The organism is Salinispora fenicalii (assembly GCF_000514815.1).
GTDB classification, from domain to species: Bacteria; Actinomycetota; Actinomycetes; order Mycobacteriales; family Micromonosporaceae; genus Micromonospora; species Micromonospora fenicalii.
In genome coordinates this window covers 316,550-331,241 of sequence record NZ_KI911472.1, presented here as the reverse complement: position 1 = coordinate 331,241, position 14,692 = coordinate 316,550, and the positions used below count along the sequence as shown (strand labels likewise).

General features: G+C 69.2%; 15 protein-coding genes. 5 read left to right on the top strand and 10 right to left on the bottom strand.

Annotated features, from left to right (window positions below; all coding sequences use genetic code 11):
• The first annotated feature begins 124 nt into the window (after positions 1-124).
• On the top strand, positions 125-1,210 hold the full coding sequence (locus tag B116_RS0122485; RefSeq protein WP_027661388.1) for a DUF3866 family protein: 1,086 nt from the start codon (positions 125-127) through the stop codon (positions 1,208-1,210).
• Positions 1,211-1,251: 41 nt separating this feature from the next.
• On the opposite strand, the gene B116_RS0122480 is transcribed toward B116_RS0122485, so the two are convergent.
• The gene (locus B116_RS0122480) at positions 1,252-1,437 is read right to left on the bottom strand and encodes a hypothetical protein (protein WP_018723027.1); all 186 of its coding nucleotides are present in this window, start codon (positions 1,435-1,437) and stop codon (positions 1,252-1,254) included.
• Between the two features lie 54 nt (positions 1,438-1,491).
• The gene (gene pafA / locus B116_RS0122475) at positions 1,492-2,850 is read right to left on the bottom strand and encodes a Pup--protein ligase (protein ID WP_018723028.1); all 1,359 of its coding nucleotides are present in this window, start codon (positions 2,848-2,850) and stop codon (positions 1,492-1,494) included.
• Between the two features lie 114 nt (positions 2,851-2,964).
• Here pafA and rfbB point away from each other — a divergent pair, with 114 nt between their 5' ends.
• The gene (rfbB, locus tag B116_RS0122470; RefSeq protein WP_027661387.1) at positions 2,965-3,939 is read left to right on the top strand and encodes a dTDP-glucose 4,6-dehydratase; all 975 of its coding nucleotides are present in this window, start codon (positions 2,965-2,967) and stop codon (positions 3,937-3,939) included.
• Between the two features lie 29 nt (positions 3,940-3,968).
• Here the strand turns inward: rfbB and prcA are convergent, their stop codons facing one another.
• The 5 genes from prcA to arc form a co-directional block, all read right to left on the bottom strand.
• Positions 3,969-4,745: a proteasome subunit alpha gene (gene prcA, locus B116_RS0122465; RefSeq protein WP_027661386.1), complete on the bottom strand. Its 777-nt coding sequence runs from the start codon at positions 4,743-4,745 to the stop codon at positions 3,969-3,971.
• A 53-nt stretch (positions 4,746-4,798) separates the two neighbouring features.
• Positions 4,799-5,638, bottom strand: coding sequence for a proteasome subunit beta (gene prcB / locus B116_RS0122460; protein WP_026321865.1), 840 nt, complete (start codon positions 5,636-5,638; stop codon positions 4,799-4,801).
• 150 nt (positions 5,639-5,788) lie between these two features.
• Positions 5,789-6,004 (bottom strand): ubiquitin-like protein Pup, encoded by a 216-nt coding sequence (locus tag B116_RS0122455; protein ID WP_018723032.1) that lies wholly within the window; start codon positions 6,002-6,004, stop codon positions 5,789-5,791.
• 104 nt (positions 6,005-6,108) lie between these two features.
• Positions 6,109-7,626 carry a depupylase/deamidase Dop gene (dop, locus tag B116_RS0122450; protein WP_033665566.1) on the bottom strand — a complete coding sequence of 506 codons (1,518 nt, stop codon included), beginning with the start codon at positions 7,624-7,626 and terminating at the stop codon, positions 6,109-6,111.
• Between the two features lie 148 nt (positions 7,627-7,774).
• Complete coding sequence (gene arc, locus B116_RS0122445) at positions 7,775-9,556, bottom strand: proteasome ATPase (RefSeq protein ID WP_018723034.1); 1,782 nt, start codon at positions 9,554-9,556, stop codon at positions 7,775-7,777.
• Between the two features lie 174 nt (positions 9,557-9,730).
• Between arc and B116_RS0122440 the strand changes: the two genes are divergently transcribed.
• Positions 9,731-10,024, top strand: a complete 294-nt coding sequence (locus B116_RS0122440) for a ferredoxin (protein ID WP_018215393.1) — start codon at positions 9,731-9,733, stop codon at positions 10,022-10,024.
• 130 nt (positions 10,025-10,154) lie between these two features.
• Here B116_RS0122440 and B116_RS0122435 read toward each other — a convergent pair whose 3' ends face one another.
• The 3 genes from B116_RS0122435 to B116_RS0122425 form a co-directional block, all read right to left on the bottom strand.
• Positions 10,155-10,727 carry a hypothetical protein gene (locus B116_RS0122435; RefSeq protein ID WP_027661385.1) on the bottom strand — a complete coding sequence of 191 codons (573 nt, stop codon included), beginning with the start codon at positions 10,725-10,727 and terminating at the stop codon, positions 10,155-10,157.
• 81 nt (positions 10,728-10,808) lie between these two features.
• The gene (locus B116_RS0122430) at positions 10,809-11,765 is read right to left on the bottom strand and encodes a tRNA (adenine-N1)-methyltransferase (protein ID WP_018723036.1); all 957 of its coding nucleotides are present in this window, start codon (positions 11,763-11,765) and stop codon (positions 10,809-10,811) included.
• Between the two features lie 4 nt (positions 11,766-11,769).
• Positions 11,770-12,912: a site-2 protease family protein gene (locus B116_RS0122425; protein ID WP_033665568.1), complete on the bottom strand. Its 1,143-nt coding sequence runs from the start codon at positions 12,910-12,912 to the stop codon at positions 11,770-11,772.
• 84 nt (positions 12,913-12,996) lie between these two features.
• Between B116_RS0122425 and B116_RS0122420 the strand changes: the two genes are divergently transcribed.
• Both B116_RS0122420 and B116_RS0122415 read left to right on the top strand, forming a co-directional pair.
• The gene (locus B116_RS0122420) at positions 12,997-13,908 is read left to right on the top strand and encodes a RecB family exonuclease (RefSeq protein ID WP_018723038.1); all 912 of its coding nucleotides are present in this window, start codon (positions 12,997-12,999) and stop codon (positions 13,906-13,908) included.
• The gene (locus B116_RS0122415) at positions 13,905-14,603 is read left to right on the top strand and encodes a LuxR C-terminal-related transcriptional regulator (protein WP_027661384.1); all 699 of its coding nucleotides are present in this window, start codon (positions 13,905-13,907) and stop codon (positions 14,601-14,603) included. The genes B116_RS0122420 and B116_RS0122415 overlap by 4 nt, the downstream gene beginning before the upstream one ends.
• The last annotated feature ends 89 nt before the right edge of the window (positions 14,604-14,692 follow it).

The following is a 14,692-nucleotide window of genomic DNA, read 5'->3' as shown; positions in this document are numbered from 1 at the left end:
GCGAACAAATGTACCTATCGCGCCGCGCGTCTCGCCCCGGTGGGTCACCGGCACCGGGCCGTCGCGCCGCCCGTGCCACCCCCGGACGCCGGGCCCACCCGGCTCGACCGCTAGCGTCGCCCACATGGTGCGATGGCGGTCGGGAACGGTAGCGGCGGTCCGGCGGGAGTGGAGCGGCGCGGTCGAATTGACTGTCACGCTCGCCGACGACTCGACGATGCGCGCGCTCGCCTACCCCGAGTTGGTCGGTAGACCACGCCTCGGGGATCGAGTGCTGCTCAACGCCGGTGCCCTGCTGATGGGCCTCGGCACCGGCGGCTACGCCCTGGTCGTGGCCCTGCCGGACCGGCTACCGCCGGATCCGCCCGCGCCGGCGGACAGTCGCGCCGGGGGGCACCTGGTCAAAGCTCGCTACACGCCGTTGCAGCCGATCCTGCTCGGCGTGGACGAGGAGGCGTCCCCACACCGAGCTGCCTTGGCCGACGCCGACGACCTGGACGGCCTACCCGTGGTCACCGCCGACCTGCACTCCGCCCTCCCGGCGATACTCGCTGGGATCCGCGCCGACGCGCCCGACGCGCGGGTGGCGTACCTGCTCACCGACGGGGGCGCGCTGCCGGCCTGGTTCTCCCGCACCCTCGCCGGGCTCCACGGACACCTCGCCGGCACAATCAGTGTCGGGCAGGCGTTCGGCGGCGACCTGGAGGCGAGCACCCTGCACTCCGGCCTGCTCGCCGCACGGCACGTGCTCCACGCCGACCTGGCCGTCGTCGCCCAGGGACCCGGCAACCTCGGCACCGGCACCCGTTGGGGCTTCTCCGGGGTGGCCGTCGGCGAGGCGGTCAACGCGATCGCTGCACTGGGTGGGCGGCCGGTCGGTTCCCTGCGCATCTCCGCCGCGGACCCCCGCCCCCGACACCACGGCATCTCCCACCACAGCCTGACCGCGTACGGCCGGGTAGCCCTGGCCCCCGCCGAGTTGGTCGTGCCCGACCAACTCGAGCCGGCGCTGGCCGCTGCGGTCGAGACGGCGCTGGCCCCGCTCACCGCCCGGCACCAGGTGCGCCGGGTACCGGTAGTCGGCCTCGACGCCGCGCTGCGGGCCAGCCCGGTACCGCTGTCGACGATGGGGCGCGGCCTGGATGCCGACCACGCCTACTTCCTCGCCGCCGCGGCGGCCGGACGGCACGCCGCGCGGCTGGCTAGCTGAGCGGCTGACCACCGCTCAGACCCAAATCAGCTGGCCGCCGCTCAGGCCAAGATCAGCAATGCAACCCAGGCCAGCACGATCGCGGCTAGGGCGAGCGCCAGCACCCAGGTGGGCACCGTGTACTCGCCGCGGCGGTTTCGCTCGATTTCGGCACGAATCTTCTGGCGGCGGCGCTCAGTCCAGCTCTGCTTCTCGGAGCCGGAACCGCCCGGTTGGCTTGGCATCATGGCGTGGCCAGCCTACCCGGCGGCCGATGGGTCGACCCACCGGCCGCCGGGCGCTCACATGCTGGCGATCAGCCGCTCCACCCGCTCGTCGTACGCCCGGAAGGGGTCCTTGCACAACACCGTGCGCTGCGCCTGGTCGTTGAGCTTCAGGTGCACCCAGTCGACGGTGAAGTCCCGCCGCTTCTCCTGGGCATGCCGGATGAACTCGCCCCGCAGTCGCGCTCGAGTGGTCTGCGGCGGTGTCTCCTTCGCCTCGAAGATCTCCGGGTCGGTCGCCGCCCGGTCCACCTGGCCCCGCCGCTCCAGCAAGCCATACAGGCCCCGACCGCGACGAAGATCGTGGTAGGCGAGATCCATCTGTGCCACCCGCGGATGCGACAACGGCAGCTCATGCTTGCGTTGGTAACGTTCGATCAATCGCAGCTTGGTCACCCAGTCGATCTCCCGGGCGACCGGCTCCAGATCACCGGTCTCCACCGCCCGCAGCACCCGGCCCCAGAGCTCCACCACCCGCTTCGCCGTCTGGTCGCCGCCGCGCCGCTCGACGAACTCCGTGGCCTTCGCCAGATACTCCTGCTGGACCTCCAGCGCGCTGATCTCCTTTCCGGAAGCCAGCCGCACCTTTCGCCGCCCGGTGATGTCGTGCGACACCTCGCGGATCGCGCGGATCGGGTTCTCCAGCGTCAGATCCCGCATCACCACCCCGGACTCGATCATCCGGAGCACAATGTCCGCGGCGCCCACCTTCAGCAGGGTGGTGACCTCGTTCATGTTCGAGTCGCCGACGATCACGTGCAGCCGGCGGTACCGCTCAGCATCCGCGTGTGGCTCGTCTCGGGTGTTGATGATCGGCCGGCTCCGCGTGGTCGCCGACGAGACCCCCTCCCAGATGTGCTCGGCCCGCTGCGACAGGCAGTAGACCGCACCCCGTGGCGTCTGGAGAACCTTCCCCGCACCACAGATCAACTGTCGGGTGACCAGGAACGGGATCAACACATCCGCCAGCCGGCCGAACTCGCCGTGCCGGGAGACGAGGTAGTTCTCGTGGCAACCATACGAGTTTCCCGCCGAGTCGGTGTTGTTCTTGAACAGGTAGATCTCGCCGGCGATGCCCTCGTCGTGCAGCCGCTTCTCCGCATCGACGAGCAGGCCCTCCAAGATCCGCTCGCCGGCGCGGTCATGTGCCACCAGGTCCGCCACCGAGTCGCACTCCGGCGTCGCGTACTCCGGGTGCGAACCGACGTCGAGATACAGCCGGGCGCCGTTGCGCAGGAAGACATTGCTCGACCGGCCCCACGACACCACCCGCCGGAACAGGTACCGCGCAACCTCGTCGGGGGAGAGCCGACGCTGCCCACGATAGGTACAGGTGACGCCGTACTCGGTCTCGATGCCGAAGATTCGCCGCTCCATGATGCGACACTAGCCGCACAAGCCGACATCTGGGCAGTGCTCACCGCACCCGTCCCGACCATCCGACGCCAGCTACGGCCCGCGCTGCCCCGCCCCCACGGTACGGTGCAAGCCGTGAAACTCCTCGTCACCGGCGGGGCCGGCTTCATCGGCTCGGCGTATGTGCGCCGGCTACTCCAGGGCACCGAATCCGTCCTGCGGGCAGACCGGGTAACCGTGCTGGACTCATTCACATACGCCGGCACCGAGGGCAGCCTCGACCCGGTCCGCGACGACCCCCGCCTCCGCATCGTCCACGGCGACGTGTGCGATGTGGAGCTGGTAGACGCCACCGTCGCCGGACATGACGTCATCGTCCACCTCGCCGCCGAATCCCACGTGGACCGCTCCATCGCTAGCGCCGCCCCGTTTATCAGCACCAACGTGGGCGGCACCGGGGTCCTGCTCGACGCCGCGCTGCGGCACCGGACCGGGCGGTTTCTCCACGTCTCCACCGACGAGGTGTATGGCGCCATCGACCAGGGCTCATGGGCTGCCTCCGCGCCGCTGAATCCCAGCTCTCCGTACTCGGCCAGCAAGGCCGCCGCCGACCTGCTCGCCCTCTCCTACCACCGCACGCACGGGCTCGACGTGGTCATCACCCGGGGTGCCAATACCTATGGGCCATACCAGCACCCCGAGAAGCTGATCCCCCGCTTCGTCACCAACCTGATCGACGGGCACACCCTGCCGCTGTACGGCGACGGCGGCGACATCCGAAACTGGCTGCACGTGGACGACCACTGCCACGGGATAGCGCTCGCGCAATGCAACGGCCGTGCTGGGGGGATCTACCACCTCGGCACCGGAACCGCTCGGACCAACCGGGACCTGACCGGCCTACTCCTCGCCGCGTTCGACGCCGGTTGGGAACGGGTAACGCCGGTGGCGGACCGAAAGGGCCACGACCGCCGGTACGCCCTCGACACCACCACGACCCAGCGCGACCTCGGCTGGAAACCCACCGTCGACTTCGATCAGGGTCTGGCCGCCACCATCGAGTGGTACCGGGAGAACCGGGCCTGGTGGGAGCCGCTGATCACCGCGTGAGCGGCCGAATTCAGCGGCTCCCACCAGGCCTAGGAGTCGGAGCCCTCCGCCGTGTCGGCGGAGTCAGCGGAGCCGGCCGGAGTGTCCGCCGACTCCACCACGGGCTCGCCGTCGTCGAGCAGGGCGGTCAACGCCGCACCGGTGACGCGCCGGAAGGTCCGCCCGGCCCGGCCCCGGTCCAGGATGGCGACCTCCAGCTGGTCGGCCGCGATCGTACGAGCAGCCCCGCCCTCACCGCCGACGCTACCCAGCGCCTGCACCGCCACCTTGACCGCGTCGCCCAGCGACATGTCCGGACGGTGGTTCGACTTCAACACTCCAGCGATCGCCTCGGCCTGACCGCCCATCGCCATTCGGCCGGGCTCATCGTTGACCGAGCCGTCGTAGGTCAACCGATACAACTCATCCTCCGCCGCGGTTACGCCGACCTGGGCGACGCAGATCTCCACCTCGAACGGCTTGGACTGCTCGGTGAAGATCGCGCCAAGCGTCTGCGCGAACGCGTTGGCGAGCGCCCGCCCGGTCACGTCCCGCCGGTCGTAGCTCAGACCGTTCAGGTCAGCCATCCGCACACCCGCACGTCGCAGGTTCTCGAACTCGTTGTATCGGCCCACGGCGGCGAAGCCGATCCGATCGTAAATCTCACCGACCTTGTGCAGGGCGCTGGAGAGGTTCTCCGCGACGAAGAGCACCCCGCCGGTGTAACTCAGGACCACCGCGCTGCGCCCTCGGGCGATGCCCTTGCGGGCCAACTCGGAGCGGTCGCGCATGATCTGCTCGGGCGAGGCGTAGAACTGCATGGCCACGACAGAAGTTCTCCTTACGGCTCTCTGCTGGTCACTGGGGTCGGGTAGGAGGCTCAGCCGCCCGGATTCTCCGTCCGGCCGGCGACCACACTTCCGGCGATCGCCGCCGTCTCCGCCTCAGTGAGTCGGTGCGTGCCCTCCGCCGTAGCGGACATCACCACCGGATAGATCCGCCGGGTCAGGTCCGGCCCGCCGGTCGCGGTGTCGTCGTCGGCCGCGTCATACAGGGCCTCCACGGCCAAACGCACCGCGTCGTCAACGGAGAGTCCGAACCGGAACCGCTTCTTCAGGGCCGACTTGGCGAACAAGGAGCCGGAGCCGACCGCGTCGTAACCGGTCTCCTCGTACGGGCCGCCGGTCACGTCGAAGCTGAATATCCGACCGGCCTTCGCAGGGTCCGTTGCGGCCAGATCGAACCCGGCGAAGATCGGGACCACAGCGAGCCCCTGCATCGCCGCGCCGAGATTGCCCCGAACCATCGCCGCCAACCGGTTGGCCTTACCGTCGAGCGAGAGCATCGCGCCCTCGATCTTCTCGTAGTGCTCCAGCTCGACCCGGAAGAGTCGAAGCAGCTCGATCCCAATTCCGGCGGCACCTGCCATGCCCACCAGGGAGAATGCGTCCGCCGGATACACCTTCTCCATATCCCGCTTGGCGATCAGGTTGCCCATGGTGGCACGACGGTCGCCCGCCAACACGACCCCATCGGCGGCGGCGATGGCGACGATAGTGGTGGCGTGCGGCGTCAGGTCCGTGGCCATCCCGGGCGGCAGTGGCCGTCGTCCGGGCAGCAGCTCCGGCGCCGCCTTGCTCAGGAACGCGGAGAAGGAGGACGTCCCGGCGCTGGTGAACAGATCCGGAAGACGCCCGGATGGGTCGAAAGCCGCTGCCACGTGGTTCCTCTCAGGTACGTGATCGTCCTGGTCGGTCTGCCCGGACTTCTCCGGGACCAGCCAGGACCACCATTGCGGTTCAAGCAGGGTATCCCGCACCCCTTCCGGCGCGGTGATCGTGTCCAGGTAGTGGCGAGTCCGCCCCGATGCCTATTCGCCGCCCTTCTGCACGTAGCCCCGGACGAATTCCTCGGCGTTCTCCTCAAGGACGGAATCGATCTCATCGAGTAGGTCGTCCACGTCCTCGGTGATCTCGGCGTGTCGCTCGGCGGCTTCTGCGCTCGCCTCCGTCGCGACGTCCTCGATCTCCTCATTCTGCTGGGACCGGCCGGTCTGCGACTGCCCACCGCTGTCACGGGTCGCCATGGCTGCCTCCTCCACGATCGTCTGCGACGAACTTACCTCGCGCGGACGACGAAATGGCCCGTCGCGCGCCAGTCACGTGATACCGGGCCACCGCGTCGGAGGGCTCAGCCACCGGTCAGCGTCTCCAGCAGATCCTTGGCGCTCTCGCAGCGGTCGAAGAGCGCACCGACGTGTGCCCGGGTGCCGCGCTCCGGCTCCATCATCGGCACCCGCACCAGCGACTCCCGGCCCACGTCGAAGATGACCGAATCCCAGCTCGCCGCAACCACCTCGGAGGCGAACTGGGCGAGGCAGCGACCCCGGAAGTACGCTCGAGTGTCCTCCGGAGGCTCGGTCATTGCGATCTGGGCCGCCTCCGCCGGCAGCAGCGTCCGCATCGCGCCCCGCGACACCAACCGGTGATAGAGCCCCTTCTCGGGGCGAACATCGGAGTACTGCAGGTCGACCAGTTGCAGCTTGGGTGAGCCCCAGCCGAGCTTCTCCCGCTCCCGGTAGCCCTCCAGCAACCGCAGCTTCGCCACCCAGTCGAGCTCGTCAGCGCAGAGAAGCACGTCCCGGCCCAGCCGGTCCAGCACGCTCTCCCAGCGGTCCAACACATCGGCGGTCTGCTCGTCGACGTCGCTGCCGTACCGGTCGTCCACGAACGAGCGCACCCGCTCGTAGTAGGCCCACTGAACATCCAGCGCGGTGAGCCGCCGCCCGTCCCGCAGCCGCATAAGGTGGCCGAGGGACGGGTCGTGGCTGACCGCACGGAGCTCGCTGACCGGGTCCGCGATGCCGAGGTCAGGGACGAGCGCCTTCTCTTCGATCATGGTCAGGATCAGAGCGGTCGTGCCGACCTTGAGGTACGTCGAGATCTCCGACAGGTTGGCATCGCCGATGATGACGTGCAGCCGGCGATACTTGTCGGCATCGGCGTGCGGCTCGTCGCGAGTGTTGATGATGGGCCGCTTGAGCGTGGTCTCCAGCCCCACCTCAACCTCGAAGAAGTCGGCCCGCTGGGAGATCTGGAAGCCGCTCTGCCCGCCGTCCTGACCGAGGCCGACCCGCCCGGCCCCCGCGACGATCTGCCGGGTGACAAAGAACGGAGTCAGATACGTGACGATGTCGGCGAATGGCGTCTGCCGCCGCATGAGGTAGTTCTCGTGGGCGCCGTAACTGGCGCCCTTATTGTCGGTGTTGTTCTTGTACAGGTGAATGGGGTGGCTACCGGGAATGGTCGCGGCACGTCGGGCCGCCTCGGCCATCACCAGCTCCCCCGCCTTGTCCCAGCGCACCAGGTCCCGCGGGGTGGTCACCTCCGGAGTGGAGTACTCCGGGTGGGCGTGGTCCACGTAGAGCCGGGCTCCGTTGGTGAGAATCACGTTGGCCAGGCCAAGATCCTCGTCGGCGAGGGCCTCCGCCGGGTCGTACGCGGCACCGGAATAGGTGAAGCCACGGGCGTCGCGCAGCGGCGACTCCTCCTCGTAGTCCCAGCGAGCGCGCCCCCCGCGGTTGAGCTCGGGACGCGCCCCGTAGGCATTGACCACCTGCGAGGAGGTGACCATCGGGTTGGCCCCGGCCTGACTGGGCACGGAGATACCGTACTCGACCTCGGTGCCCATAATCCGTCTAACGCTCATCAACCTACCCGCTTCACTCGCCCCGACCGATCCCTTCGTCGAGAGTAGTCGGCACCGCACCCGATCGTGACGCGGCGGTGCGGAGCAATTACCCAGCGAAGGTTGCGGGCCCGGGTCCTACCACGACCCGGGCCCGCGTCCACCGCCGTCAGAGATACTGGCCGGTGTTACTGGCGGTCTCGATGGATCGGCCCGCATCGGCGCCCTTGCCACCGGAGACGAGCGTACGGATGTAGACGATCCGCTCCCCCTTCTTCCCGGAGATGCGCGCCCAGTCATCGGGGTTGGTGGTGTTGGGCAGGTCCTCGTTCTCCCGGAACTCGTCCACGCAGGCGTCGAGGAGGTGTTGCAGCCGCAGACCCTTGCGGGCGGAGGTGAGGAACTCCTTGATGGCCATCTTCTTGCCCCGGTCCACGATGTTCTGGATCATCGCCCCGGAGTTGAAGTCCTTGAAGTAGAGGACATCTTTGTCGCCGTTGGCGTAGGTGACCTCGAGGAAGCGGTTCTCCTCGGTCTCCGAGTACATCCGCAGGACGACCGCGTCGATCATCGCTGCAACGGTGGCCTGCGGATCACTGCCATGCTCGGCCAGGTCGTCCGGGTGCAGGGGCAGACCGGGCAGAATGTACTTGGAGAAGATGTCCTTCGCCGCCTCGGCATCCGGCCGCTCGATCTTGATCTTGACATCGAGCCGGCCCGGCCGCAGGATCGCCGGGTCGATCATGTCCTCCCGGTTGGAGGCGCCAATGACGATGACGTTCTCCAGGCCCTCCACCCCATCGATCTCACTGAGCAGCTGCGGGACGATGGTGTTCTCCACATCCGACGAGACACCGGAGCCCCGGGTGCGGAACACGGAGTCCATCTCGTCAAAGAACACGATCACCGGTGTGCCCTCGCCGGCCTTCTCCCGGGCCCGCTGGAAGACCAACCGAATGTGCCGCTCGGTCTCGCCGACGTACTTATTGAGCAGCTCCGGGCCCTTGATGTTGAGGAAGTAGCTGGTGTGCTTCTCCTCGCCACGCCGCTCGGCGATCTTCTTCGCCAGCGAGTTCGCCACCGCCTTGGCGATCAGGGTCTTGCCGCAGCCCGGCGGCCCGTAGAGCAGGATGCCCTTCGGAGGCCGGAGCTGGTGCTCCCGGAACAGGTCGGCGTGCAGGAACGGCAGCTCCACCGCGTCGCGAATCTGCTCGATCTGCGCGTGGAGACCACCGATGTCGGTGTAATCGACATCCGGCACCTCCTCCAGGACCAGCTCCTCGACCTCACTCTTCGGAATCCGCTCATAGGCGTACGCCGAGCGCGGCTCGATCATGAGGGAGTCACCCGCCCGAATCGGGGCGTCGATCAGCGTCTCCGCGAGGTGCACGACGCGCTCCTCGTCCGAGTGGGCGACCACGAGGGCACGGTCGCCGGGAGCGCCGTCCGGCCCGGCGAGCACCTCCTTGAGCATGACCACCTCACCAGCCCGCTCAAAACCGAACGCGTCAACAATGTTGAGCGCATCGTTGAGCAGGACCTCCTGCCCCCGGCGCAGGTCGGCGACCTCCAGGGACGGTGAGACGGCTACCCGGAGCTTACGGCCACCGGTGAACACATCGACCGTGCCATCGTCGTGCCGTGCCAGGAAGACCCCGTAGCCGCTCGGCGGCTGGGCGAGCCGGTCAATCTCCTCCTTGAGCGTCACGATCTGCGCTCGCGCTTCCTTGAGAGTGCTCACGAGCCGCTCATTGTTCTCCGTCAGCCGCGCCAATTGCGCCTGGGCGGCCGCCAGCCGCTCTTCGAGCTGCCGGACCTGTCGGGGGCTTTCGGTCAATTTGCGCCGCACCAGGGCGAGTTCCTCTTGCAGGAACGCGACCTGCGTGGAGAGATCGTGGGCCTCCTTCTCCCACCGTGCGGCGCGCGAGTCCGCGTCGTCGCTGCGTGCCACGTCCCACCTCCCCGGGGGGCTTGAACGTTCTGCCCTAACACTAACCGCTATGAGGCCGATTCGGTCCCATGCAACACCCTCGTCACCGAACCTTGATCGCCCCGGGTGGGCCGGAGATTCCCTCCGACGGTTCGGGTACCGTCAAGGCGTACGACGGATGAACCTGGGGGAACGGTGATCGAGGTCGCGACGGACCAGCTACAGGTCTGGGTGGACCAGGACCTGTGCACGGGCGATGGGCTCTGCGTCCAGTACGCGCCAGAGGTCTTCGAGTTCGACATCGACGGACTCGCCTACGTCAAAGGGCCAGACGGTGAGCTGGTACAGGCCCCGGGCGGCCGGGTGGAGGTGCCAGAACACCTCCGCCTAGAGGTGATCGACTCGGCGAAGGAGTGCCCGGGCGAGTGCATCCACGTGCTCCGCGCCGGCGACGGCACGCCGGTCGCCGGCCCAGAAGCCGAGGACTGACCGCTCGCGCCGGAGGCTGACCGCCACCGCCGGGGGCTGAGCGCTCGCCGGGGGTAGCGCTGCCGCACCCGAGCAGCTTCCCCAGCCGGACGGCGAGCGGTCGGACCTCAGCACGGTGAGCGGTCGACCCTCAGCGCAGTGGCTGACCGACGGCCGAGGCAACCAACCGGGCGAATTCCTCAAGACGGGCGATCTGCCCGGCGCCGCCATCGTCGAGGGTCTTACCGAACCGCAACGCGTCATGCCGGAGCGAACCGGCCCCCTCCTCGCCCGCCGGCACCTCGTCCAGCGACCTCAACAACAGGTAGACATCGATGCCGTCCACCCGCGCGGCGCCGCCGTCGGCACGGGTGAGCCTCCGCCGACACCCCACCTCGGTTACCGAGGAGACCGGAACCACCCGCAGCGAGGAGGTCATCGACCCGGGTGGACCCTCTCCGGGCGGGACATCCTCGCCGTGCCAGAGGACCAGCCGGCTACCGTCACAGATGGCCACCTCCTGCCAGACTCCGTTGACCTCGTTGACGAACCGCTCCAGGGTGAAACCGAGCACGGACGCACCGCGCAGCACACCACCGAGCGACTCCAGGGCCATATCCGGGTCGCGCAGGTAGGCGCGCGCCGCGGACTCGAGGTCCCGATACGGCGACCAGTCCGGAAACACCGCTGGCACGTCGCCGCCGCCCAGGCCCGGCCGTTTCATTCCGCCTCCCCGCACCACCGGGCCACGCCGGTCGGCCGCCCTCGCGTCATTCCCCGCTGTCCTGCTCGACCGTCATGACCGTCATCCCTCCTCCGCCGAACCAGCCTGGGCGGCTGCCGCCTCCCGCAGCACCGCCCGGCGCTGCGCGTATGCCTCCATACCCTTGCTGGGCTTGCGACGGCGGGGTGGGGCGGTAACCCCCGGGGCGAGCTTACGCGCAGACACCAGGAACGCGGTGTGCGCGATCATGCGGTGGTCGGGCCGAACGGCCAACCCCTCCGCGTGCCAGTCCCGGACCAGGGACTCCCAGGCCCGTGGCTCCGTCCAGCCGCCCCGCTCCCGCAGCGCCTCCACCAGCTCGGAAAGCTGCGGAGTGGTGGCGACGTAGCCAATCAGCACCCCACCGGGCACCAGGGCCCGCTCGACCATGTCGAGCTTCTCCCAGGGCGTGAGCATGTCCAGAATGATCCGGTCGAACCCAGTCTCCGGGTTGGCCGCCACATCCCCGACCCTCAGCCGCCAGGCCGGGTGCGGGCCGCCGAAGAACGCCTCGACGTTACGTCGGGCGATCTGAGCGAAGTCGTCGCGCACCTCCCACGAGTGCAGCTCTCCGGTGGGACCAACGGCGCGCAGCAAGGAACAGCTCAGCGCGCCGGAGCCGGCCCCCGCTTCCAGGACCCGCGCGCCGGGGAAGACATCGCCCATCGCGACGATCTGGGCCGAGTCCTTCGGGTAGATCACCTGGGCCCCGCGCGGCATCGACAAGACGTAGTCGGCGAGCAGCGGACGCAGGGCCAGGAACGCCGTACCGCCGCCGGCGGTGCTGACGACGCTGCCGTCGGGCTGGCCGATCAGGGCGTCGTGGTGAAGGATGCCGCGGTGAGTGTGGAACTCCTTGCCCGGCTCAAGGGTGACGGTGTGCATTCGCCCCTTCGGGTCGGTCAACTGCACCCGGTCACCGGGCTGAAACGGTCCACGGCGCGCTGGAGGCGGGGTGGGGACGTACTGGTCGGGCGCGTCGGAGGGCGGTGCGGTCACGTGTTCATCTCCGGTGGGGTTCGAGCAGCTGAGCAAGATCCGCGAGGTACAGGATGCCGACGACATCTTCGCCTGCGGTCACCACGTACTGTGCGCCCGGGTGGCGCCGCACGGTCTCCAGCACCTGCTCACCATCGAGGCCGACCGGCAAGGTCGGCACCTCGACCAGTGGCCGAGCCACCGCGTCCACCGGCAACCAGGGCCGGCGGTTGACCGCGACCGCCGCGACGGCAGCCGGGTTGACCAGGGCATGTGGGCAGCCCGCGGAGTCGGTGACCAGCAGCGCGGCCGGCGGGTTGGTTCCGGTGGCGCGGCGCTGCGCCTCGGCGAGTGGGGTGCCGGCCGGAACGGCGCAAACCGAACGGGCCAGCTGGGGGAGATCGATCAGCGGAAGCCTTCGGGTGATCCGAGCCAGCCGAATGGACTGCCCGGCGCCCCGCCAGAGGGTGAACGCGACCAGCAACATCAGCGGCATCGCGAGCAGCACCGGCGGCGTCGGGGGACGGGTCAGGGCTAGCACGATGGCGGTCCCACCCGTACCGACGGCGACAACCCGACCGACCCAGCCCGCCACCTCGGTGGCCCGGTGCCGGTCCCGGGTGGCGGCCCAGACGGCGGCCCGCAGCGCGCGACCGCCATCCAGCGGCAGCCCGGGCAGCACGTTGAAGACCGCGACCACGACGTTGCTCGCCGCGAGCTGGAAGGCGAGCTGATGACCCAGGGTGCGCTCAGGTAGCGCCAGGGTGATGGCGACCGCCGCCGCGCCGAGTACCGCGGAGACCGCCGGCCCGGCGAGGGACACCAGCAGATCAGCCCGGGGCGTCGGGGCATCTCGGTCCATCTCGGTGTGGCCACCGAGCAACTCCAGGGTGATGCCACGGACCCCGATTCCGAATCGGCGGGCGGTGAGGGCATGACCGAGCTCGTGCAGCAGCACCGACCCGAGCAAAGAGACGACGAAACCGAGACCGATCAGGTATCCACTGGCCGGAGAGAGGGCGAGCTCTCGACGGGCGAACTCGGCGTACAGCACGGTGACAGCCAGGGTGAGCAGCAGCATGGACCAGTCGAGGTGCAGCGGCACCCCGATTACCCGGCCGACGGTTACCCCGGCCGGCCGGTGCGGGGCTTGCCTCCTGGACTCCACTGGCCCGATGCTACGCGGGAGCGGATCATGCCTTGCAGACGGCGCGGGTCACGTTGTCAGCCCGGTGCCCTACCCTTTCCGGTCATGACAGCGGATCCGGTGACAACCCAGCAGCTCTCGCCCGCGGCGGAGGTGCCGGCCACGGTGCGCGCTTCGCTGTCCCCCTCACGGGCGGCCGACTTCAAGACCTGCCCGTTGCTCTACCGGTTCCGTAGCATCGACCGGCTGCCCGAGCAGCCCACCGTGGAGCAAGCCCGGGGCACCCTGGTGCACGCCGTACTGGAGCGGCTGTTCGACCTATCCCCTGCTGGCCGCACCCCGAGGGCCGCCAGCGACCTGGTGGCTCCGCAGTGGGAACGGCTGGTCACCGAGCAGCCGGAGCTGGCCGCCCTATTCACCGACGATGCCGAGGCCCGGTCGGCGTTCCTACGCTCGGCCGCGGGGCTGCTCCAGGGCTACTTCGCGGTGGAGGATCCGCGCCGCCTGGAGCCGGCTGAGCGGGAGAGTCTGATCTCCGCGGTGGTGGACGAGGAACTGCTAATCCGAGGCTACCTGGACCGGTTGGACGTGGCACCGGACGGCGCGCTTCGGGTGGTCGACTACAAGACCGGCGGCGCACCGCGGGAGGCGTTCGAGGCGCGGGCGCTGTTCCAGCTCAAGTTCTACGCCCTGGTGTTGTGGCGTACCCGCGGCGTGGTGCCACGGGTACTGCGGCTGCTCTACCTGAAAGATGCGGAGGTCTGCGACTACACCCCGGACGCCGACGAATTGGTGCGGTTCGAGCGCACGGTGGTGGCGCTGTGGCAGGCGATCGAGGCAGCCACCGCCGCTCAGGACTTCCGCCCCCGGCCAAGCCGGCTCTGTGACTGGTGCAGCCACCAGCGGCTGTGTCCGAGTTTCGGGGGCACGCCGCCGCCGTTCCCGGCCGGCCCGAATCCGGCCGATTCGCTCCGTGACTCGCGATCCAAGCCGATGCCGCCGGGCGCCGACGAGTGAATGCACACCGCGCGGGCCCTGACTCGCAGCGGCGGCCAGTCCGAATCCTGGTCGTCGCCGGCCAGCCACTATTACGCACCGGCTACCGCACGGTGCTCGGTGCCGAGGTCGACCTCACCGTCGTCGCCGAGGCCGGCACCGACGGCGAGGCGGTGGAGCTGGCACGTCGGCTACTGCCCGACGTGGTGCTCCTGGATGCTCGCACGCCCCGCGGTGCCGGGATGGCCGCGACGCGGGCGATCGTCAAAGCTGGGCTACCGGTACGGGTGCTGATCCTCGCCACCGCCGACCTCGACGAGAATGTGCTGGGGCCGCTACGCGCCGGTGCACGCGGCTTCCTTCCCCGAGATGTGTCCTCCGCGGAGCTGACGGCCGCGATCCGCGCGGTCGCTGCCGGCGACGCAGTGGTGGCCCCCCAAATCCTCGATCGACTACTCAATCACCTCGCTGGCCTGCTGCCCGACCCGGCGGCCACCCCGTCGCAAGTACTCGACCAGCTGACCGGGCGGGAGCGGGAGGTCCTGATCCAGGTCGCCCGGGGCCGGTCCAACGCGGAGATCGCCCAGGCATTGTCAGTCAGCGAGACCACGGTGAAGACGCACGTCGGTCATGTCCTGACCAAACTCCGGCTCCGTGACCGGGTGCAGGCGGCGGTGTTGGCGTACGAGTCCGGGCTGGTCCGGCCCCGGAGCTGAGCGCCCGCCCCGCCAGGTTGTCCCGCTCACCTACCGTGACCAACTGGGGGGCAGCGGGTTTGATCATCCATTGGACGTCACCAGGTGGG

Bases quoted from the DNA above. Each gene is read 5' to 3' on its own strand.
- B116_RS0122435 (WP_027661385.1), bottom strand. From the start codon at position 10,727: ATGAAACGGCCGGGCCTGGGCGGCGGCGACGTGCCAGCGGTGTTTCCG.
- B116_RS0122455 (WP_018723032.1), bottom strand. From the start codon at position 6,004: ATGGCGACCCGTGACAGCGGTGGGCAGTCGCAGACCGGCCGGTCCCAG.
- pafA (WP_018723028.1), bottom strand. From the start codon at position 2,850: ATGGAGCGGCGAATCTTCGGCATCGAGACCGAGTACGGCGTCACCTGT.
- B116_RS0122485 (WP_027661388.1), top strand. From the start codon at position 125: ATGGTGCGATGGCGGTCGGGAACGGTAGCGGCGGTCCGGCGGGAGTGG.
- B116_RS0122480 (WP_018723027.1), bottom strand. From the start codon at position 1,437: ATGATGCCAAGCCAACCGGGCGGTTCCGGCTCCGAGAAGCAGAGCTGG.
- dop (WP_033665566.1), bottom strand. From the start codon at position 7,626: ATGAGCGTTAGACGGATTATGGGCACCGAGGTCGAGTACGGTATCTCC.
- B116_RS0122420 (WP_018723038.1), top strand. From the start codon at position 12,997: ATGACAGCGGATCCGGTGACAACCCAGCAGCTCTCGCCCGCGGCGGAG.